The sequence below is a fragment of the Clostridium sp. M62/1 genome (genome assembly GCF_020736365.1).
In the GTDB taxonomy this organism is placed as follows: Bacteria; Bacillota; Clostridia; order Lachnospirales; family Lachnospiraceae; genus Otoolea; species Otoolea saccharolyticum_A.
Genome location: NZ_CP085988.1, coordinates 1,094,726 through 1,115,444, shown reverse-complemented (window position 1 = coordinate 1,115,444; position 20,719 = coordinate 1,094,726). Strand labels below are relative to the sequence as shown.

The 20,719-nt window shown below is 52.4% G+C and carries 18 protein-coding genes; 1 reads left to right on the top strand and 17 read right to left on the bottom strand.

The window, feature by feature from the left end; translation table 11 throughout:
• Positions 1-56: 56 nt before the first annotated feature.
• The 12 genes from nusG to LK436_RS05640 all read right to left on the bottom strand — a co-directional run bounded on the left by nusG (position 57) and on the right by LK436_RS05640 (position 12,934).
• A complete protein-coding gene (gene nusG / locus LK436_RS05695; protein ID WP_008399569.1) occupies positions 57-572 on the bottom strand; it encodes a transcription termination/antitermination protein NusG in 516 nt (171 codons plus the stop codon).
• Positions 573-594: 22 nt separating this feature from the next.
• On the bottom strand, positions 595-798 hold the full coding sequence (gene secE / locus LK436_RS05690; protein ID WP_008399567.1) for a preprotein translocase subunit SecE: 204 nt from the start codon (positions 796-798) through the stop codon (positions 595-597).
• Between the two features lie 56 nt (positions 799-854).
• A complete protein-coding gene (gene rpmG, locus LK436_RS05685; RefSeq protein WP_022346358.1) occupies positions 855-1,004 on the bottom strand; it encodes a 50S ribosomal protein L33 in 150 nt (49 codons plus the stop codon).
• A 275-nt stretch (positions 1,005-1,279) separates the two neighbouring features.
• Positions 1,280-2,212 carry a hypothetical protein gene (locus LK436_RS05680; RefSeq protein WP_008399564.1) on the bottom strand — a complete coding sequence of 311 codons (933 nt, stop codon included), beginning with the start codon at positions 2,210-2,212 and terminating at the stop codon, positions 1,280-1,282.
• 275 nt (positions 2,213-2,487) lie between these two features.
• The gene (locus LK436_RS05675; RefSeq protein WP_008399563.1) at positions 2,488-2,979 is read right to left on the bottom strand and encodes a GNAT family N-acetyltransferase; all 492 of its coding nucleotides are present in this window, start codon (positions 2,977-2,979) and stop codon (positions 2,488-2,490) included.
• Between the two features lie 95 nt (positions 2,980-3,074).
• Positions 3,075-4,013: a YcxB family protein gene (locus tag LK436_RS05670; protein ID WP_008399561.1), complete on the bottom strand. Its 939-nt coding sequence runs from the start codon at positions 4,011-4,013 to the stop codon at positions 3,075-3,077.
• Between the two features lie 8 nt (positions 4,014-4,021).
• Positions 4,022-4,792, bottom strand: coding sequence for a ComF family protein (locus LK436_RS05665; RefSeq protein ID WP_008399559.1), 771 nt, complete (start codon positions 4,790-4,792; stop codon positions 4,022-4,024).
• 388 nt (positions 4,793-5,180) lie between these two features.
• Positions 5,181-7,538 carry an ATP-dependent RecD-like DNA helicase gene (locus LK436_RS05660; protein WP_008399555.1) on the bottom strand — a complete coding sequence of 786 codons (2,358 nt, stop codon included), beginning with the start codon at positions 7,536-7,538 and terminating at the stop codon, positions 5,181-5,183.
• A gap of 8 nt (positions 7,539-7,546) precedes the next feature.
• A complete protein-coding gene (locus LK436_RS05655) occupies positions 7,547-8,548 on the bottom strand; it encodes a rod shape-determining protein (RefSeq protein ID WP_347476105.1) in 1,002 nt (333 codons plus the stop codon).
• Between the two features lie 559 nt (positions 8,549-9,107).
• The gene (locus tag LK436_RS05650) at positions 9,108-10,115 is read right to left on the bottom strand and encodes an asparaginase (protein ID WP_021966491.1); all 1,008 of its coding nucleotides are present in this window, start codon (positions 10,113-10,115) and stop codon (positions 9,108-9,110) included.
• An 80-nt stretch (positions 10,116-10,195) separates the two neighbouring features.
• Complete coding sequence (locus LK436_RS05645; RefSeq protein ID WP_147594698.1) at positions 10,196-11,329, bottom strand: hypothetical protein; 1,134 nt, start codon at positions 11,327-11,329, stop codon at positions 10,196-10,198.
• Between the two features lie 45 nt (positions 11,330-11,374).
• Positions 11,375-12,934 carry an ABC-F family ATP-binding cassette domain-containing protein gene (locus LK436_RS05640; protein ID WP_008399547.1) on the bottom strand — a complete coding sequence of 520 codons (1,560 nt, stop codon included), beginning with the start codon at positions 12,932-12,934 and terminating at the stop codon, positions 11,375-11,377.
• Between the two features lie 300 nt (positions 12,935-13,234).
• Here LK436_RS05640 and LK436_RS05635 point away from each other — a divergent pair, with 300 nt between their 5' ends.
• Positions 13,235-14,329 (top strand): putative ABC transporter permease, encoded by a 1,095-nt coding sequence (locus LK436_RS05635; RefSeq protein ID WP_008399543.1) that lies wholly within the window; start codon positions 13,235-13,237, stop codon positions 14,327-14,329.
• 181 nt (positions 14,330-14,510) lie between these two features.
• Here LK436_RS05635 and LK436_RS05630 read toward each other — a convergent pair whose 3' ends face one another.
• The 5 genes from LK436_RS05630 to LK436_RS05610 form a co-directional block, all read right to left on the bottom strand.
• On the bottom strand, positions 14,511-16,247 hold the full coding sequence (locus tag LK436_RS05630) for a phospho-sugar mutase (protein WP_008399541.1): 1,737 nt from the start codon (positions 16,245-16,247) through the stop codon (positions 14,511-14,513).
• Positions 16,248-16,385: 138 nt separating this feature from the next.
• Positions 16,386-17,366 carry a phosphotransferase gene (locus LK436_RS05625; RefSeq protein ID WP_008399540.1) on the bottom strand — a complete coding sequence of 327 codons (981 nt, stop codon included), beginning with the start codon at positions 17,364-17,366 and terminating at the stop codon, positions 16,386-16,388.
• A 131-nt stretch (positions 17,367-17,497) separates the two neighbouring features.
• Positions 17,498-18,034 (bottom strand): flavodoxin family protein, encoded by a 537-nt coding sequence (locus LK436_RS05620; RefSeq protein WP_008399539.1) that lies wholly within the window; start codon positions 18,032-18,034, stop codon positions 17,498-17,500.
• A 103-nt stretch (positions 18,035-18,137) separates the two neighbouring features.
• Entirely contained in the window at positions 18,138-19,355 is a 1,218-nt protein-coding gene (locus LK436_RS05615; RefSeq protein ID WP_021966495.1) for an N-acetylmuramoyl-L-alanine amidase, read from the bottom strand.
• Positions 19,356-19,593: 238 nt separating this feature from the next.
• Positions 19,594-20,535 (bottom strand): diguanylate cyclase, encoded by a 942-nt coding sequence (locus tag LK436_RS05610; RefSeq protein WP_021966496.1) that lies wholly within the window; start codon positions 20,533-20,535, stop codon positions 19,594-19,596.
• Positions 20,536-20,719: the final 184 nt, after the last annotated feature.

Here is a 20,719-nt window from a genome sequence, read left to right as displayed (position 1 = left end):
GTGGTAATGGCGGGATGAACCCTCCCACGAGCCTCTCAGATATGACAGGCCGCATCTTACATCTTCTTAACTTCTGTGAAATTAAGCTCAACCGGTGTCTCACGGCCGAACATTTCCACGGTAATTTCAAGTGTCTGTTTGTTCTCGTTGATGGACTTGATAACACCAACGGTATCCTTCCAGGCACCGGAGATAACGACAACCGCATCTCCAATCTCGTAATCGACAACTACTCCGGCTGGTTTAAAGCCGAGATTTGCCATCTCATCCTCTGTCAAAGGAACCGGCTTGGAACCCGGGCCAACAAAACCTGTTACACCGCGGGTATTACGCACTACATACCATGTGTCATCATTCATAACCATGTTAATGAGCACATATCCGGGAAACATCTTTTTGGCAACCTGCTTCTGGGCTCCATTCTTGATCTCGACTACATCCTGCATGGGAACGGACACCTCCAGGATCTGATCCTGAAGACCTCTGTTCTCGATGGTCTTCTCAATGTCTACCTTAACCTTGTTTTCATAGCCTGAGTAAGTATGAACTACATACCAATTCGCTTCTGACATAATCTCACCTTATCCCCTGTTATTAGATGATATAGTGCAGCAGGAACACGATTCCGGTATCCAGTGCTGCAATAATCAGACCTAAAGCGACAGCTCCTGCAATAACAGCCGCTGTCTCCTTCTGAAGGGTTTCTTTGTCAGGCCAGATTATCTTCTTGTACTCAGCCTCAAGGCCTTTCCAAAAGCTCTTCTTCTGAGCCTTCTCGGTATTCCCTGTCTCACCCATTCTCTGTCCTCCAAAATGTTCAAGCGAATGCCTGATCCTTTATACTGGCACGGAAATTATTTTGTTTCCTTGTGCATCGTATGTCTCTTACAGAATCTGCAGTACTTCTTCGTTTCCATTCTGTCTGGATGAGTCTTCTTATCCTTGGTCATGTTGTAGTTACGCTGTTTGCATTCTGTACATGCCAGTGTGATTCTTGTGCGCACGACTTCCACCTCCACATAAATTCAAATTTTTCAGGCTTTTCTCTGCTTTTTTGAGCATAAAAAAAAGACCTGGCTCTTCCATTCGCCCGTCTACTATACCATAAAACCTGTGATTCGTCAATATATTTATAAATCTATTTCTTGATTTAATAATATAAAGCTGATTATACCATACCGGCAGGTAAAAAGCAATTAGTTTTTCCCTGCCGGTCAATGCCTGTTTCTGTTTTCCCCTTCCCGCTGCCCCTCAGCCTTTTTTCCGAACCTGGCAGCTTTTACTCTTCCCACACAACCGGCTCCGTCACATAACCCCCTGTTTCCCTGTCCTTCCACATCAGGCAGAAATCCGTGAGCGCAGGCCCGTCGGCGCAGAGGAATACTTCCGTTCCATCTGCAGTCATGGCGCTGTCATAAATTTTCATGGCCGTTTTCCTCTCCGGCTCTGGCTCTGAACCCTTTCCTTTTTCCGCAGACGTTATACCTGATTTCTCATTCGCCTGCCGGATGGCAAGGAGCAGGCTCTCCGCCTCATCCCTTCCGATAGCAGATACGTCCAGCTGGAAGAGCTGCCCATTCTCCATGACAAGCTCATACATGGCCGTGATGCTTCCGCGTTCTCTTACAGAAATAAAAACCGCCCCTCCTGCCGGAAGCACTTCTGTATTGTCCCCGCTCTCCATATAGGAGCTTTCCATCTCTGCCATATCCACAGAGCGTTCCGCCAGCCAGGAGCCGTCCTCCCGATGCCGAAGCAGGATGACTCCAAAGGGGCCGTGAATTACTGCAGTTCCCATCTGATCCGTTCTCGGACTCCACTCACCGCTTTCTTCCAGGACATAGACTCCGTCACTCCGGACGCTGTCCAGAAAAACTTTTCCCTCCCCGTCCGGATCAATCTGTGTATCCCCTGCCATTTCCCTCAGAGATGGGTAATTTTCTATCTCCTGGGCGCTGTCCGCCTCCAGTGCGATAAAAATTGCCGTCGGACCGTCCGCCCCTCCGATTATCTCCGCCCCCTCTTCCTCTGAGCTGCCGGTGACCTCCCCCTGCTCCTGTTTTGTCTGTTCCTGTTTTGTCTGTTCCTGCTCTCTCGTTTCTGCCTGTACGGACGCTGTACCAGGCGGAGCTGCTGCGCCGCCTGTGCTGCTGCCGCATGCAGTCAGGAAAACAGCCGCTGCCGCTGCCAGAGCTTTTAAAGATTTTCTCATTCTTTCTCCCCTCTCTCCTCTTCTGAAAGTTTTCCCTTTGTCCTGATTTCAGCTTATCATACGCCTGCACAGGCCGCAAGGAACAAATCTCTTACAAATCATTACAAAAAACAGCGGTCCGCCAGGGCACCGGTTTCTGTCTGCTCTTCCCTATCTCCACAAAAATAGGAGGCGCACGGCCAGCCAACACCGGCAGTACACCTCCTTATCTGTCTCCTGCTCCATTCCGGGGCAGCTGTTTTATATTTCTATTCTGTTAATATTCGGGGTCCCTCTCAGACAAGGAGCTCATAATTGACAATGTCCAGCATTCTGCCGAATTTCTCCCCTACCTCGTGCATCTTGCCGCAGAAGGAAAAACCAAGCTTTTCATGAAGCCGGATGCTGGCCTGATTTTCTGCTGTAATCACAGAAATGACAGTCCTGGTATTTCTGTCCTCTCTTGCCAGGCGGATGATCTCCTGCATCAGCGCCTCGCCCACTCCCCTTTTCCGAAAATCGGGCGATACATAAACGGACAGCTCCACTGTTTTTTTGTACGCCTCGTGGGGACGGTACTGGGACAGGCAGGCATAGCCTGCAACCCTTCCATCCTCCTCAGCCACAATCAGCGGATGATTCCCCGTGCCGTGGGCGTGAAACCATTCCAGGCGATCCTCATAGGTCTTTTCCTGAATCGCAAAGGAGGCTGTGGAGTTTCTCACCTCATAATTAAATATTTCCATCATCTCCCTGACATCCTGCTCCAGGGCACTGCGTATTTTCAAGCCGATCTCCTCCTCTTTTACCTTGCTGAGCTGAGTCTGCAGCAGCTGCCAAAATCAGCTGAATTTTCAGACTGCTTTCACAAATTTCCGGCGGACTAAAGCTCTTCTGCCTTCTCTTCCTCCTGTTCCGGACAGTCCGCATCATCACCTGTTCTGCCATCTGTCTCTTCCTCCTCGCCTGAGCGCGCGAGGATGTTCGCCATCTGACCAATCTTTCCCATTCCCGCAGTATTCTGGTTTCTGACCACGTAGCCCTCTTCCCAGATATTCCCTTCTGTCTCATCACTGCCGGTGCCTGCAATAGCCCCCGTCTCTGTTCTTCTGTACTTCTCGGGATTTTCCCTGGCGTCCGCCATCTTCTCTCTCAGGAAGCTGAGAAATTCCTGCTTCTCTTCCTCAGTAAACACTCTTTTGGCCACAAACTGGTAACTTCCGTCAGATGTCTTTAAAAGCAGAAGGCGTTCCAGCTCCACAATGTCCTCCAGGCTGGTGTACTGGTAATGTACATGCTCAGCTTCCCTGTCAGGCCCGAAGAGATCAAAGCCGTCCTCCCGCACTGCCAGGTTGATGGTAGGAAATCCTGTCTTTTCCATCTTTTTAAGCCCGCTTTTCTTCCAGATCATTTTCTCCTGGTTCTGCGGAGAAATAAAATAGAGCATGATTGCTCCTAGTCCGATAAACGTCACCACCGAGCCAATTGCAGCGGCAATGGGTCTTCCCGACGAAAAATTTCCGATCAGGGTGACAGCCAGAAGAGCCAGCATTACTCCCACTGTGATCAGCTTCGCCTTCCTCTGATCATGTTTTTTAATGTTCCACCGGATCCACTCTCTGTAATCCTCTTTTTCCAGTTGATAGGTATACTCCTTCATTTGCAACTCCTTTTCGCAGCTTTTCAGGCCTGCGCTGCCATGTTTCCCGCCGCCTGCATAGGCAGCAGGCAATGCTTCCTGTTCTTTCTGGCAGCCGTCCTCTTTTTCATATTCTGGCAGAAGTCTGCTCCTCTGCCGGACAGAAAGTCCTTTTATCATCATATCCTACTTTAGCGTCCATGTCCAATACAAACAGCAAAAAAATAAACCTTTTTTACTCCGGCGTTTAAAAGTGCCCTGGTGCACGCCTCAGCAGTGCTCCCTGTGGTGTAAATGTCATCCACCAGGAGCACCCGCTCGAAACTTCCCGCTTCCGGCAAGGCCCGAAAGGCCTGTTCCAGGTTTTTGAGCCTTCCTCCTGCCCCCAGGCCTTTCTGGGGATCTGTCCTTTTTACCCTCAGAAGAAGCCCGGCGGCCGGAATCTTAAGCTCCTTTGAGAGCCTATCTGCCAGCTCCCCGGCCTGGTTAAATCCCCTTTTCCGAAACCGCGACGGGTGAACGGGAACCGGCACAATCCTCTGGATCCCCGCAGCCCGAATCCTCTCCCCGAAACGCACTGTGGCCGCGCAGGAATAAAAATCCAGATACTCCCTTTTATTCCTGTACTTCACTGCCGCCATGGAAGCCGCCGCAGTCTTATTATAATTCAGAAGGGCCATTCCGTATTCAAAGCTCTTGGGGCGCCGCGCGCAGTCCGGGCAGTACTCCAAAAGCCCGCTGTCTATCTCCTTTCCGCATTTCATGCAGACCGGCGGCGTCACAAAAGACAGCTTTTTTACACATCCGGGGCAGATAAGCCTTCCCTTTGGAAGCACTACATCGCCGCAGACGGGACAGCGCCGCGGAAACAGCAGATCTGCCGCCAGGAGGGCCAGCTCCTGCGCAGAATCTCCGCCTGCCCTGCCATATTTCAGCCAGATTTTCTTTAAATCGAACTCCAAGAATATCTCCCTCCCCGCACGGACTCTGTGCTTTCCCTTCCATTGCCCTGCTGTGAGCAGACTTCTGCCGCAGCTTCAGCATCCGCGGCCGCGGCAATGCAAGGTGCAGCGATTAAAAATCACAAAGATGGCAAAATAAACAAAAAAGAAGAATGATAGAAGATGGTCAAACAAACGAAAAAGAAGAATAATAGAAAACAGTAAGATTCCCAAAGTAAATACGATACGAAAAGTGAATACGATATGATAAGGATATGTTCCAGATAAAAGCAGCCTGGAAAAAGCGGTTCTCCGGCTGCTGCTCCCGCTGCCGGATGGGAGCGGGGCGGTTCCGGCTTCGCGAAAGGCGCCCCTTTTTCTCTTCTGTCTTTTATATTCTCCCGGCTTTCTACATCAGGCTCTCCTCAATCTCCTGAATCCTGTCCTTTAATCCACAATATCTCTTCTGTTCTGAAGCGTTATCCACCATGCTCTGAAAGATCTGTGGAATACCCACCAGGCAGACGCAGGTTCTGGCTCTCGTGACAGCCGTGTAGATCAGATTTCTCGTCATCAGCATCCTGGGCCCCGGATAGACAGGGAGCACCACAGCCGGGTACTCGCTCCCCTGAGATTTATGAATAGTGATGGCGTAGGCCAGCTCCAGCTCCTCCAGCTGCTTGAAACTGTATTCCACCATCTTTCCCTCGTCAAATTCCACGGTGACCAGCTCGGAGAAGGTATTGATATCCCTTATGATGCCTGTATCCCCGTTGAACACGCCGGTTCCTCTGTCCACAGGAATCCCGTACCTGTTTCTCAGCTCCCACTCCATCTGATAATTATTTTTTATCTGCATCACCTTGTCGCCTGTGCGAAACGTAATTCCTCCCGTCTCCTTCTCCTTCTTGTCAGGCGACGGCGGGTTCAGGTGCTGCTGCAGGACAGTGTTCAGCCGCTCCACCCCCAGGGCGCCCTTTCGCATAGGAGTCATGATCTGGATATCAAACACATCAGCCTTCACATAGCCCGGCAGCTTGTCCTTCACCAGGGTGATCATGGAGCTGACGATGGCTGACGGATCCTCCTGCCTGATAAAGAGAAAATCTCTGCTTCTCTTTCCCAGGGGAATCTGCTCTCCTCTGTTGATCCTGTGGGCATTGACGACAATATCGCTCTGGGCTGCCTGGCGGAAAATCCGCGTCAGCTTCACTACATGGAAACAGCCGGACTCAATAATATCTCTGAGCACATTGCCCGGCCCCACGCTGGGAAGCTGATCCACATCGCCCACCAGAATCAGCCTGGTTCCCACATTCACCGCCCGCAGCAGGGAATGCATCAGGTGGATATCCACCATGGACATCTCGTCGATGATAATCACATCTGCATCCAGAGGATTTTCCTCGTTTCGCTCAAAGCGCATCCCTCCGTTTGCCAGCTTTCCCCTCTGTCCCGCGTCATTTCCCTTTTCCTCCAGGGGCGCTCCCGTCAGCTCCAGCAGGCGGTGGATCGTCTTGGCCTCACAGCCGGTAGCCTCCGTCATCCGCTTGGCGGCTCTTCCTGTAGGCGCTGCCAGCAGGATGTCGAGACCGCCCAGCTCAAAGTATCGGATAATCGTATTGATGGTTGTGGTTTTTCCCGTTCCGGGGCCCCCTGTAATAACCAGAAGCCCGCAGTTGACCGCCTCGATCACTGCCTGTATCTGAAGCTCGTCCAGCTCTATATTTTCCTGCTCCTGAATGCGGCCAAGGCTCTTTCTGATGGACTCCTCGGACTGATCCCCGGTAATGTTCAGATCGTGGAGCATCTTCGCCGTGTTGAGCTCCGTGTAGTAATACTGGGAGGCATAGACAAGCTGGGGGCGCTCCCTTTCAGAATCAGGCCCTTCTTCCCCTTCCTCTCCCGTCTCCCCATGGGAAGCCGATGCCGTCTGTGTGCCGCTCTCCTCTCCGCTGCGCCCGTACTTGATCACAAGCCGCTTATCCATCTGCATGTCCGCCAGGTGCTTTTCAATCTCCTCCTGCTTTACGCCGAGAAGCTCTGAGGCCTGGGCGCAGAGAACCTCCTTTGGAAGGTATGTATGGCCGCCTGCCGTGGCTTTTAACAGAGTGTAGAGAATCCCGCTCTTGATTCTGAAGTCAGAGTCCGTAAATATCCCCACCTTCGCCGCGATCTCATCTGCCATCTTAAAGCCCACGCCGGGAATGTCGTCCGCAAGCTTGTAGGGATTCTGCCTGATAATCCCGTACATGGCCGGGCCGTACTCCTGATAGATCTTGGCTGCCAGATTCATGGAGATGCCGTACTCCTGCAGAAACATCATGGCCTGGCGCATATCGCGCTTCTCCTCCACCTGCTCCGCAATGGCCATAGCCATCTTTTCGCTGATCCCCTTGATCTCGGCCAGCCGCTCCGGTTCCTCCTCCATGATCCGGAAGGTGTCCGTCTTAAATTTTTTTACTATCCTTGAAGCTAAAGCAGCCCCGATGCCCTTGATGGCACCGGAGCCTAGATAGCGTTCCATGGAAACCGTATCCTCCGGCGGCCTGATCTCGTAGTGCTCCACCGCAAGCTGTTCCCCGTAAACAGGATGTTCGGTTATATGGCCCGACGCCTCAATAAGCTCCCCCTCACTGATGTAGGAGAAGCTGCCCACAAGGATGTATTCCTCCCCATCCTCCGAGCCGGTGACGCTTAAAACCGTATAGCCGTTGTCCTCGTTCCTGTATTTAATTTTTTCAACAAAACCTTTCACTGAAGCCATAGCTGTCCCTAGTCAAAATTCCTGGAGCCCTCTCCGTGGGCAAACTCAATGAACTTTCCGGTTCCGATGGCAACTGCTGTCAGAGGATCCTCGGCAATCATCGTGGTGATTCCTGTCTTTTCCTCGATCAGCGCATCCAGTCCGCTGAGCAGCGATCCGCCTCCTGTCAGCACAATGCCGCGGTCAAAAATATCGGCTGCCAGCTCCGGCGGCGTTCTCTCAAGCACGTTGTGAACAGCGTCCACAATCTGCATGGCCGGCTCTCTGAGTGCCTCCAGCGTCTCATCGGAGGTCACAACAATCGTCTTCGGAAGTCCTGTCACCAGGTTTCTTCCCCTCACCTCCATAGTGATCATCTCAGGTCTTCTGTAGGCTGCGCCGATGTTGATCTTGATCTCCTCAGCCGTCCTCTCACCGATCAGCAGGTTGTGCTTCTTTCTCATATAGCGCACCAGCGCCTCGTCAAAGTCATCTCCGGCCACCTTAATGGAGGTGCTGACAACTGTTCCTCCCAGAGAGATCACCGCAATATCAGCCGTACCGCCGCCGATGTCTACGATCATGTTTCCGCAGGCCTTGGAGATGTCGATACCCGCTCCGATGGCAGCCGCAACCGGCTCCTCGATGATGGAAACATCCCTGGCTCCTGCCTGGTAGGTCGCGTCCTCCACGGCCTTTCTCTCCACCTCTGTGGCGCCGCTTGGAATACATACGCTGATCCTCGGCTTTCTGAGGGTTTTCTTTCCAACTGCTTTATTGATAAAGTATTTCAGCATTTTCTCTGTCACTGTATAGTCGGAGATCACACCCTGGCGGAGCGGACGGACTGCCACAATGTTGCCCGGCGTTCTTCCGATCATCAGGCGGGCCTCTTCTCCGATCGCCATGATCCTGTTTGTGTCGCGGTCAATCGCAACTACGGATGGCTCCTTCAGCACCACGCCCTTACCCTTGATATACACAAGGATACTGGCCGTACCCAGGTCAATTCCAATGTCATTAGACATCATCATAGTTGTTCTTCCTCCTGTTTTTCTCCCATTCATCCAGAACAAAACGGACAGTCCTGCGTCAGCTCTCCTGCCCGGCTGCCAGTCAACCCTTCGCATTAAATGTTTTCTGGCTATCTAAGAAGCTGCACCGAATCCGGCGGCAGCTTTCATACTGTCATCTGCGTATAAGCAAACTATACCATTTACTATTATATACAATTTTTACCTGTTTTTAAAGGGTTTTTTCTTTTTTTATGATCTTTATTCTTTTTTTATGATGCTGACACACTTTGGTCACATTTCCACCCTATAATCTAAGTATGTTATCCGAAAGGGTAACAGGCCTTTGTTTCAAGTATTGCTTGAAATAATAAAAGCTTTTTCATACTCATACCGGACGGCCAGAGCCGTCCGGCCCCCCTAAGCCAATTTCTTTTTTATATATACCTACCATTCCCAATATTACAAAATGCCCGCCGGAAAATCGGCGGGCATTTTGTCTGTCTCCTCTCCCGATCCACGCTCTCACGTCAGGACAGCCGTCTCGCCTCCTGCCTATGAGCAGGCATAAAAACGCTTACCATTCAGGCCCCACCAGAATATCCTGGCTCACCCTTGTATAAAACATTTTCTTCACTGTTTCAAACTCCGTTGACTGTCCCATAATCCACATCAGCTTCACAGCCGCAGCCTCAACTGTCATATCGTAGGCCTGGAGCACATTGTAGTGGTTTACCGCCCGGTAGCCCACCTCATAGACCTCGGCGTCGCTTCCCTCCAGCATCACCTGAGTGGCAATCACGACGATTTTTCCTTTCTCCGTCAGGTCCTCCAGTCCGCTCAGAAAATTTCTCTTATTGTAGAATGGGATTCCTCCCACCCCGTAGCTCTCGATGATAATCGCATCGTACCGCTCTCCGATATACTGCAGAATCTCCGGCTCGATTCCCGGTATCAGCTTGAGCACGAATACTCTCGGATTCAGCCTGTCATAAAACACCGTCTCCCCTGTCCGGCTCTCCCCGTCTACGTACTGGATAATTCGGTTCTCGTCTATAAAGGCGGCCACCGGATAATTGATGCTCTCAAAGGCGCTGTAGCTCTTGGATCGGATCTTTCTGGCTCTGGTTCCCAGAATGGCCTTCCCGTCAAACACCAGATAGACACCCCGCACCCCGTCCCTGGACGCAAAGCGCAGGCTGTCCATCAGGTTTTTCCTGGCATCGGTAATGGGGACGCTGATAGGCTTCTGGGAGCCGGTGAGAATGATGGGCTTTTCCGGATTCTGAATCAGGTAGGACAGAGCCGCCGCCGTGTATGCCATGGTATCTGTTCCATGGGTTACGATGAACCCGTCATAGACTTCGTACTCCCTTCGGATCTCCTCGCTGATGCGAATCCAGTGCTCCGGCTGAAAATTCGTGCTGTCCAGGTTAAAAAGCTGTCTGACTGAAATTTCACAGAATTTCCCTGCTTCCGGAATATAGCTTAACAGCTCCTTTGGCGTTGCCGCCGGGGCAAGTCCGTTTTCCGTCATCACAGAGGCGATGGTGCCTCCCGTTGAAAGTAGTAATAGTTTTTTCATCCTGCCTCCTGTATCTGTCCCTTTCCCGCTGTCTTTTTTCTGTCTGGCTTTCTTCTGCCCGGCTTCTTTCGCCTTCCTTATCAAAGCGTCTCTGCTCCGCTCTCTTCCTCCCAGTTTTGCAGAGGCATCAGGCTGCCTCCCAGTCCCTCTCCTTCATAATCATAAACGTAAATGACATAATTATACGCAGGACGGCTCAGCTCGTTTTCGGACCCCACAGCCTCCAGAATCTCTTCCTGTTTTACGGTGCCCTCCTCTCCTGCTGCAAAATCTGCCAGCTGCCGGAGAATTTCCGCCGCCGTTTCATTTTCATCCGGTGAGAAAGCATTGACAGATACACTGTGGACCTCGCCTGTAACCGTGTCGCCGTTTAAGAGAATGGACAGGCGCTCCTCTCCGTTTTCATCCAGTACGATGCAGAAAATGCAGGTATCATAAAATTTATAGGAGCCTCCGTCTGAATATATTATGTAATTATCCGTATACTCATCTTTTTCAGCCTGGAGGCCAAGCTGTGAAATCACCTCGTCCAGCCGCCTGTCCATATCGGTAATGCTGCAGGAAAAATGTTCCTCCCCGTCGCATCGGGTCCCTGCCGCCATTATCTCTGCCTCATCAAGCTCTGTTACCCCATAGCCGTACTCTGGCTCTTTGGAAGCACTGTTCTCCTGGCTCCATTCAGCTGCAGCATTTTCCAGGTGAGACTGCGTCAGCCGATCAACCATCCTGCCTGCCGCCTCAAAAAAAAGGTTGATGACAATTAAACACACCACAATAGCTATGACAACATAGACTGTGCGCCCCTTCTTTTTCTCCTCTGAGCGGTAAAAACCGCTCGTCTTCACACGGACTTTCGCTTTTTTGGAGGTTCCGGAACTTTCATACACCGGTCTGGCTCTCTCACTCTTTTTCCTGCCTTTTTCCGTTTTTTCCCCGGCGGTCCTGATTCCCTTCTGCAGGTTTTCCGCCTGCTTCATGGCCTTCTGGCAGTACCCGGCCATCTTTTCCCGCAGATCTGTTTTCCCTCCTGCCTCCAGCTGGTTTTCCTCTCCGATTCTCTTCTGATTCAGAAGCGTCTGGTTATCCGGTCTGTTTTCATTGAGGTAGTAGTCAACGTCGCGCACCACCGGCTTAAACACCAGCCTCCTGCACAGACGGCAGTAGCCGGCTGCTGTCAGCTCTCTGTCACAGACTGGACAGATTTTTTTTCTCATATGCATGCACCTCCCCCGGTTCCCCTGCACGGTTCTCCTGCCTGGCTACAGCTTCAGGCTCCATTCTCTGCAGTCCCACACCTTTGTAGCCACATCACTGTAAAACTCTGGCTCGTGGCAGATGAGAAGGATGCTTCCCCTGTATTCGCGAAGAGCCCTTTTCAGCTCCTCCTTCGCGTCTACGTCCAGATGGTTTGTCGGCTCATCCAGCAGAAGAATATTCGTTTCCCTGTTAATCAGTTTACATAATCTTACTTTCGCCTGCTCCCCTCCGCTCAGGACTCTCACCTGGCTCTCTATGTGCTTCGTCGTCAGCCCGCATTTGGCAAGGGCGGAGCGCACCTGATACTGGGTGTAGGACGGAAACTCCTTCCATATCTCCTCAATACAGGTGGTGGTATTTCCAGGCGCCATCTCCTGTTCAAAGTACCCGATTTCCAGATAATCCCCCAGCGTCACCTTCCCCGAGAGCGCCGGAGTCAGCCCGAGAATGCTCTTTAAGAGGGTGGTCTTTCCGATTCCGTTGGCACCCACCAGGGCAATCTTATCCCCCCTCTCCATGCAGAGATTTAACGGCCTTGACAGCGGTTCCTTTTCATCATAGCCGATCACCAGGTTCTCTGTCTCGAAAATGCACTTTCCGGCTGCTCTGGCCTCCAGGAAGTGAAACTCCGGCTTTGGCTTCTCCCTTGCCAGCTCGATGCGCTCCATCTTGTCCAGCTTCTTCTGGCGGGACATGGCCATATTTCTCGTGGAAACTCTGGCCTTATTTCTGGCCACGAAATCCTGAAGCTCGGCGATCTCCTGCTGCTGCCTTTTGTACGCCGCCTCCAGCTGGGCCTTCTTCACCTCATAGACCTCGCGGAATTTATCGTAATCCCCCACATACCGATCAAGCCTCTGGTTTTCCATGTGGTAGATAATGTTGATCACGCTGTTTAAGAACGGAATATCATGGGAAATGAGAATGAAGGCATTCTCATACTCCTGAAGGTAACGCCTGAGCCACTCGATATGCTGCTCATCCAGGTAGTTGGTGGGCTCGTCCAGCAGGAGGATATCCGGTTTCTCCAGCAGCAGCTTTCCAAGCAGGACCTTTGTCCTCTGCCCGCCGGACAGCTCTGTCACGTCCTTATCCATGCCGATGTCAGAAAGGCCCAGAGCCCTTCCCACCTCCTCCACCTTTGCGTCGATGGTATAGAAATCATGGGCCATCAGAAGTTCCTGGATCGTTCCCAGCTCCTCCATCATGGCTTCCATCTCACTCTCCGGCGCTTCTCCCAGACGGTCGCAGATCTCATTCATCTGCTCCTCCATCTCAAACAGGAAAGAAAATGCGCTTTTCAGCGCCTGGCGGACTGTCATGCCCTTTTCCAGGACGGAATGCTGGTCCAGATATCCCACGCGCACACGCTTGGCCCACTCTACCTTTCCCTCATCCGGCTGCAGTTTCCCTGTGATAATGTTCATGAAGGTGGATTTTCCCTCACCGTTGGCTCCTATCAGCCCGATATGCTCCCCCTTTAAAAGGCGGAAGGACACATCGTGAAAGATTGCCCTGTCTCCAAAGCCGTGGCTCAGATGCTCTACATTTAAAATACTCACTCTTATTGCTCCTTTATCTGAATCTGTTTTTTCTTTTCAGCCCGGTTACGTCCGTTTACTCTCCCCGGCTCTCCTGAATCTTTATCCAGGCCTGTATGGCGGAAATTTATACATACCCATTCTACCTGAACCCGCACATTCTGGCAAGCAGAAAGAGACAGCCCGGCTTCTCTGGCCGTTTGACATCGGGAAATCCCGTGTTATAATGGCAGAAAAGCGTGTTTGTCTGGAATAAAAACGGCTTTTTGATCCAATAGTAACAGCAGTACACTCGCAGAATTTTACCACAGGAGATATTTTATGTACGACTATTCCTTCCTTCAATGGCTCGCCTTCTTTTACATTTACAGCTTTTTCGGGTGGATTTTTGAATCCTGCTATGTATCCATTTTAAAACACCGCTTTGTCAACCGGGGCTTCCTCAGGCTGCCTCTGCTGCCTCTCTATGGCTCAGGGGCTGTCATGATGCTGTGGGTCTCCCTCCCGTTCAGGGAGCATCCGGCTCTCGTCTGTCTCTCAGGTGTGATTGCAGCCACTGCTCTGGAATACGTGACCGGTTTTGTGATGGAGCGTCTGTTCTGCGTCAAATACTGGGACTACAGCAATAAAAAATTCCAGCTGGACGGCTACATCTGCCTGAGCTCCTCCATCGCCTGGGGCTTCCTGACGATCCTTCTCACAGAGTATATCCACCAGCCCATCGCCCGTCTGGTTTTAGGCGTCAGCTATCCCGTCCTGCTTGTCTGTGTCTCTGCTGTCAGCGTACTGTTCCTTTTAGATACTTACGAGTCTGTGAGGGAGGCTCTCGCTCTCGGAAACGCTCTCAAAGCTATGACCAGGCTTCACTCAGAAATCGAGGAGCTTCAGAAGAGGCTGGAGGCGCTCCAGGAAGAAGCGGCCGGCTTCAGGCAGGAGTTTTTAGATGAGACAGAGCTGAGGCTGTCAGCGGCAAGAGAAAACGCAAGAGAGCGGCTGGACACAGCCAGAAGCGATTTTGCCGTTCGGTTAGACGAGGCCAGGACCGGCATACAGGAGCGGCTGGATGAGGCCAGAAGCAGCATGAGGGAAAGGCTGGACGAGGCCAGAGCAGATGCCAGAGAACGGCTTTCCGGCGCTAAATTTGATACGAGGGAGCGGCTCTCATCTGTTGCAGAGCAGCTGAGTGATGCCCGGCTTCGCCGGGAACAGCTGACCGGAGGCGGAAAGCTTCGCCGTTTCTATCGCCGGGGACTCTTTTCAGGCAATCCCGGTGCCGTTTCCCACCGATTCCCTGAGGCATTTCTGGAACTGCAGCGTCTGTCTTTAAAGCAGACAGACGGGAAGTCCAAAAAAGAACCTGATAAAGACGTGAAAGAAAAACAGGAGCAAAAAGATAGCGAAAATTCTCCGTCATAACTTTCTGTCAGTTAAAAATACATGTATATACCGCAAAAATATGCCGCAAAAAATACGAGGAGCGCCCCCGGAACTGTGTCCGGACGCGCCCCTCGTATTCTTCTGCTTTACTTTGCTGTCTTTATATTTCCCCTTTCAGGCCTTCCGCCTTTCTGCCCTCTCTTTATGGTTCCGGCAGCTTCTACAGAAGTCCGTTCACAATATCCATGACGGCCTTTCCAAGCTTCTCAGCCTTCTCGTCTGCATCAGCCAGGGAGGTTCCCTTCACGCCGTAGTAGAACTTGATCTTCGGCTCTGTTCCCGACGGTCTCACACAGAGCCAGGCGCTGTCCTCCAGATCATAGTAGAGCACGTTGGAGGATGGAAGTCCGGTGGGCTTCACCTCTCCTGTGGCTGTATCCCGGATGGTATCTGCCTTGTAGTCCCTTGCGGACAGAACCTTACAGCCTGCAAACTCTGCCGGCTCATGGTTCCTGAAATACTCCATGATCTCCTGGATCTTGGCAAGCCCCTCGATTCCCTTAAGGCCGATGGACTGAACGGAATCCTTGTAATATCCGTATCTCTCATACATTGCAACCATGGCATCCCAGAGAGTCATGCCCTTTTCCTTGTAGTAGGCAGCCGCCTCGCAGAGAGCTGCCGTAGCAGAGATGGCGTCCTTATCGCGGGCATAAGTTCCGATCAGGCATCCATAGCTCTCCTCCATTCCGAACAGATAGGTTCCCCTGCCCTCCTGCTCGTTCTTGAGGATCTGCTTTCCGATCCACTTAAAGCCTGTCAGAACCTCAATCAGCTCTGCCCCATAGTACTCTGCCACCGCGTCCACCAGATTTGTGGTGACAATGGATTTTACCACCTGTCCGTCTGCCGGGATCTGTCCTCTCTCCTTTTTCTGGCTGAGAACGTAGTCACACAGGAGGGAGCCTGACATATTTCCTGTCAGCGGAATGTATTCTCCGGATTTTGTATCCTTCACATAGACACCCAGGCGGTCTGCGTCCGGGTCTGTGGCCAGAACCAGATCTGCGTTCTTTTCCTTCGCCAGCTTCAGTCCCAGCTCGAAGGCCTCCGCAGCCTCCGGATTCGGATAGCTTACAGTCGGGAAATTTCCGTCGGGAAGCTCCTGCTCCGGCACCACGTACACATGCTCAAAGCCCAGCTCCTTCATCACTCTGCGGGCCGGAATATTTCCTGTGCCGTGAAGCGGCGTGTAGACAATGGCAATCTGATCCTGCATCTTGTCAATGGCTTCCTGATTCACCACCTGAGCCTTCACCTGGGCGATGTATCTGTCATCTATCTCAGCTCCGATTGTCACATACCTTCCAGATGCCACAGCCTCCTCCCGGCTCATGGTCTTTACGGAGGAGAGATCTGTGATAGCCATAACCTTCTCCGTCACCCCTCTGTCGTGAGGAGGAGTGAACTGGGCGCCGTCCTCCCAGTATACCTTGTAGCCGTTGTACTCCGGCGGGTTGTGGCTGGCCGTGATATTGATTCCGGCGATGCAGCCAAGCTCTCTCACAGCAAAGGAAAGCTCAGGAGTCGGCCGGAGCGATTCGAAGCGGTAGGCCTTTATTCCGTTGGCCGCCAGAGTGCGTGCCGCCTCATCCGAAAATTCCGGTGACATGCGGCGGGAATCATAGGCAATGGCAACGCCTCTGTCAGCGCCTCCCTGCTCTAAAATATAGTCTGCCAGTCCCTGTGTGGCGCGCCTTACTGTGTAGATATTCATGCGGTTGATTCCGGCCCCGATCACACCGCGAAGACCTGCAGTTCCAAACTCCAGATCCATGTAGAAGCGCTCCTTTATCTCGTTTTCATCCCCCTGGATAGCCCTGAGCTCCTTCTTTGTATCCTCGTCAAAGTAAGGGTTTGCAAGCCACTCCTCGTAGATCTTCATGTAATCTTTCATTCTGATACTCCTCCTGTGCCGTTTCTGCCACTAGATTTTGTCCTAATTATAGTATATGACGGTGAAAAAATAAAGCAGAATTATTAATGTCAGGCACAGCGCCGTCTATCGCGCCGATCCGGCCTGCGCCGCTTTTCTTCATCCCCGGATTCGGCTCAGGAAACGGTTCCTGTCCTCCTGCTGCTGTTCCAGATTTTTCAGTTTTTCCACATTTCTGGCAGGAATCCAGGCCTTGTTTGCATTAAAATAGAAGTTGATCTGCTTCCAGTACTTTTCAGGATAGAGGAAGAGATAGTAGAGATACTCCCTCTCTGTCTCCCCCATGGGAAGGATCCGGTCGTAGGCCTCCAGCATCTTCATTCCAAGCTCCAGGTTCCAGCTGTGCTTTTCCATGGCCTTTCTGATAAAATGGTACAGATCTGCCGCCTGAACCCCCAGGTGCATGCGGTTGAACTCGATAATCGGCGTATCCTGATCTCCCATCAGAATGTGGTGCTGGTTTAACTCTCCATGGCAGAGATAATGCTCCGGCTCCCGCCCCTCCCGGGCCATCCTCTCGAGCCCTCTCTGAGCCTCCAGCGCCTGGTCAAAGAACAGGCTGAAGTTTCCAATCACACACAGCTCAAAGTCCGACTTTCCCCTTCTGGCGCTGATAAAACTCCTGGCTCTGCGAAGTTCCCGGTTGTGGCGCATCATCTCCTCCTCCATGGGTTCAGCGAGAATCGAGCCCAGGTTCCACTCCTCCCTCACCTCCACTCCTCTTAAAATCCGGTGAAGTCTGGCAATCTGGGCAACAGCCCTCAGGATTTCCGCCTCATCCCTGACATCGCATTCTCTCTCCGAAAACCAGTCCTTGACAATATATCTCAATCCGTCCTGCCCCACTGACTGTAGCTCTCCCTCCCGGTTTCTCACATACTGATCCACCTGGGTGAGCCCTTCGTCCTTCAGGACATTCAGAACCTCTTCTTCAAACTCAAGCCTCTTTTTCGTCCCTTTATACTCCCGAAGGAGCTTAAGGCCCCTGTCGGTTTCGCATATCCAGGCGCCGCGGCCTCTCCTTGCGGAGCTTACCTCCATCTCATACTGTTCCAGAACCTCTGTATTCCTGTCGTTCACACGTCACCCCTCCATACCATTCGCTGGCTTTTTCTTCAACTGTTTTCAGCTAATTCTAAGGTATGTACAGGAGGGTAAAAATATGTTTCTGACCGGGGAGATTCACTGTTCAGGCCAGGCAGGACAGTGTTCTAGCCAATGCTTCTGCCCAGGTTTCTGGCCTCCTCCGGATAGCGGCTCTTCTCGATTTCCTCGGGAACTGCGCAGTCGGCAGCATATACGGCCCCGGCATCCTCCCACTTAAGATACTGACAGACTGCATGGTAGTGGGCCTTCAGTGCCTCCACAGCCGATTTGTCATCTGCGCAGGCCGCCAGCATACAGGCCTTTTTGGCGCTGCTTCTCAGCTCCTCGTTAAATGCATAAAAGCGATCAATAGCTGTCTTCAGCTGTGCAGACATTCCGAAGTAGTAGAGAGGCGTCACAAATGCCACCAGATCTGCCTGGCTGACTGCCTCCCGCACCACGTTCATGTTATCCCTGTGGACGCAGACGCCTCCATGCTGCCGGCAGTGATCGCAGCCCAGACACGGGTGAATATTCATGGAAGCCAGATTCAGGCAGGTAACCTCATTTCCCGCCTCCTCGGCTCCTTCTGTAAATGCCTTTACCAGAACGGAAGTCGTCCCGTTTCTGTGGGGACTTCCGGCTAACACTGTAATCTTCATCGCTCTTCTCCTTTCATTCCATCTCTATTCTGCCGGCCGCCGCAGACGGCTCTGCAGGTTTTATCACAGCAGATTCAGGCAGGCGCTTCCGGCGCTCTCGCCTTTAAAAGCCAAAGTAGGCATGAATCCCGGCTACCAGCCCGTCAGCCAGTCGGTTCAGCGTATCCTCAGAGTGGCTGGATCCCTTATCTCCCAGCTCGATGTCCACACTGGGAACAGTCGAATAGGAAGTCTGCGTCAGATCCATCTCCATGGCTCCGCTGGAAAAGATTTTATTTCCGGCGCCGCGCAGCCCTTCTACCAGAGCCTCGCCCAGACTGTTGTGCTGCTGCCAGTGAGAAGCCACCGGCTCCATGGAGCGGTATCTCTCATTGGAGGGAACACTCATAAAAAAGCAGCCCTTATCGCTGGAAGTTGAATCCCAGTGAAGGGAAATATGGCAGTCCGCATAGTTATTCGCAAGTACCGTCCGGGCAATATTGTCCAGCTGTACATCCTCCCCGTCCCGGAGCATCAGCACATCATATCCCTCTGCCAGCAGGCGCTCCTTCAGAATCTGCGCCATCCGGAGGGTCACTGAGGCCTCCGGTGTGCCGTCTGCAAATGTCATTCCGGCTGACACTGCAGCGGCAGTGGTGGCGCCTGCCGCAGTGGTACCACCTGTTACCTTGGCGCTTCCGTCCGGGTGGCACAGTGTCTTTACGCTGCCTCCTCCGGCTGTGCCGTGGCCTGCATTCAGGCCGATGGTCTTATTTTTTCTGTTTTCTGCTGTGCTCTTATACAGAACGGCTTTCCCGCTGTTTATCTTGGAAAATTCAGCATACTGGAGGCTGCTGTTAAGCCCCACTTCCGTCCCGGACTGCAGCTGAGTCCCTGCTTCACCCTGGCCTTTGGTCTCCTCCTTCACCGGCTGTCCGGCTTTTTGCCCCTCTGCCAGGTATGCGGAGGACACATAGAATTCTCCGCTGTCCGTCCTCACCACACTCCATCCATTTCCCTCGTAAAGCCGTTCCAGGACTGTGCCTCCGGGAACTGTGCCCTTTATATTGTCTCCCTCTGTGTCAGGGGAGGTGCGCAGCCGGAGGGCATCAGCTGTGACGGTCACCTTGTCATTTCTGGCTGTCATGCCCTGGCTCTCATAGGCATTGGCCGTGGTCCGGGAGGACTCGGAGCCTGGCTGCACTGTCGCAGCTCCTGCCTCTGCCTGAACCTGGGCGGCAGGCTGAACCTTTCCCCCTCCCACGGATGCAGCTGCCGCCCCTGCTGCCAGGGCTGCGCAGACAAGCATGCAGGCTGCCGGAATCATGTATCGTTTTCTCATAAACCTTCCTCTCTCTGCTCTTCCCAGATGCGGGGAGCAGGTTCCCTGTTCTGAAACCCGCCATCGGGCTTCTGACTGTCTATAGCCGCTCAGCGTACACGAAAACGCCTTACAGGCACATGTAAATCTGAACTGATCCTATCATATCACAGGGCGCCTGTTTCTCAACTGACATTTTTCTTACAATTATGTACAGCGTCCCCTCCGCCGCCTGAGCAGATGCGCGGCGCCTTTCCTGTCACTCGATGCGATATCCGTTTTTTGTGGTCCGCTTGACACTGTAGAGGGCCTTATCTGCTCTCTCGATGGCAGATTCCAGTTTTTCATCCGGGAGAATCTCCGTTCCCCCCACGGATATGCTGGGCCAGGCCTTCTCTGTCCTGTGCGCTGCAATACAGTCCACTATCCTCTCAGCCAGCCTGGCCGCCCCTTTCATGCTGCTGATTCCGCCGCACAGCAGCAGGAACTCGTCCCCACCCATGCGGCATACGAGATCGTGAGTGCGCACAACACGGTTTAAGAGACCGGCGATTGTTTTTAATACCTGATTTCCTTCCATATGGCCATAGGTGTCATTGATCTTTTTAAAATCATCGAGATCTACTATAAACAGCCATTTCTCAGTTCTGTCTCCTTTTTTCCATATCTCCTCAAAGGTGTGGTAGTTGATCAGCCCTGTGAGCCCATCCCTCTGAGCCAGAAGCGCCATTCTGCCCGCCTCCTCCTGAGCCTTCTGCACCTGCTCAGTCAGGGTTTTGGGATAGTACTCTCCCTCTCTCTGCTCCAGGTTCGGCATGGACTGATGGATATGCACGATTTTCCATCTGTCTCCTCTCCTCTCATAGAGAACTGAATAGCGGCTGTCCATATCGATCTGTACCTTCCCATCGGCACTGCTGCCCCTGATATAGAGAACCCCGTATACCAGGCAGGCGTCCTCCCCGGTCTTTCTTTCCCGGCACCGGAGGTTTTCAAAACGGAAGGAAACCTCTTCCACTTCCTCACTCTCCTGTGACATCGCTTTATAAAAATCCTGTTTATTGGTGTAAAACTCATGGGCTCCTGTGCCGATAATCACACAGTCCTCATCCAGCCATTCGCTCACCATTTTCTGCTTTTCACCGGCGTCACCGCAGAGGTAAACTCTCCAAAGTTCCTCCGTCAGTCTGCAAAAATCCATCTGCCATCCTCCCTGACGCAGCCCTCCTCCTAACATACCCTGTCCGGATACCGCTGTCTGGCTGCCGATTCTGATACTGCTCTGATTCTGATATTGGCAAGAACCGGTAGTCCGGAGAGACTTCCCTATACTACAAAAGGATGCCTGAAGCTGTTTCCATCTTCAGGCATCCTCCTTGCCAGCC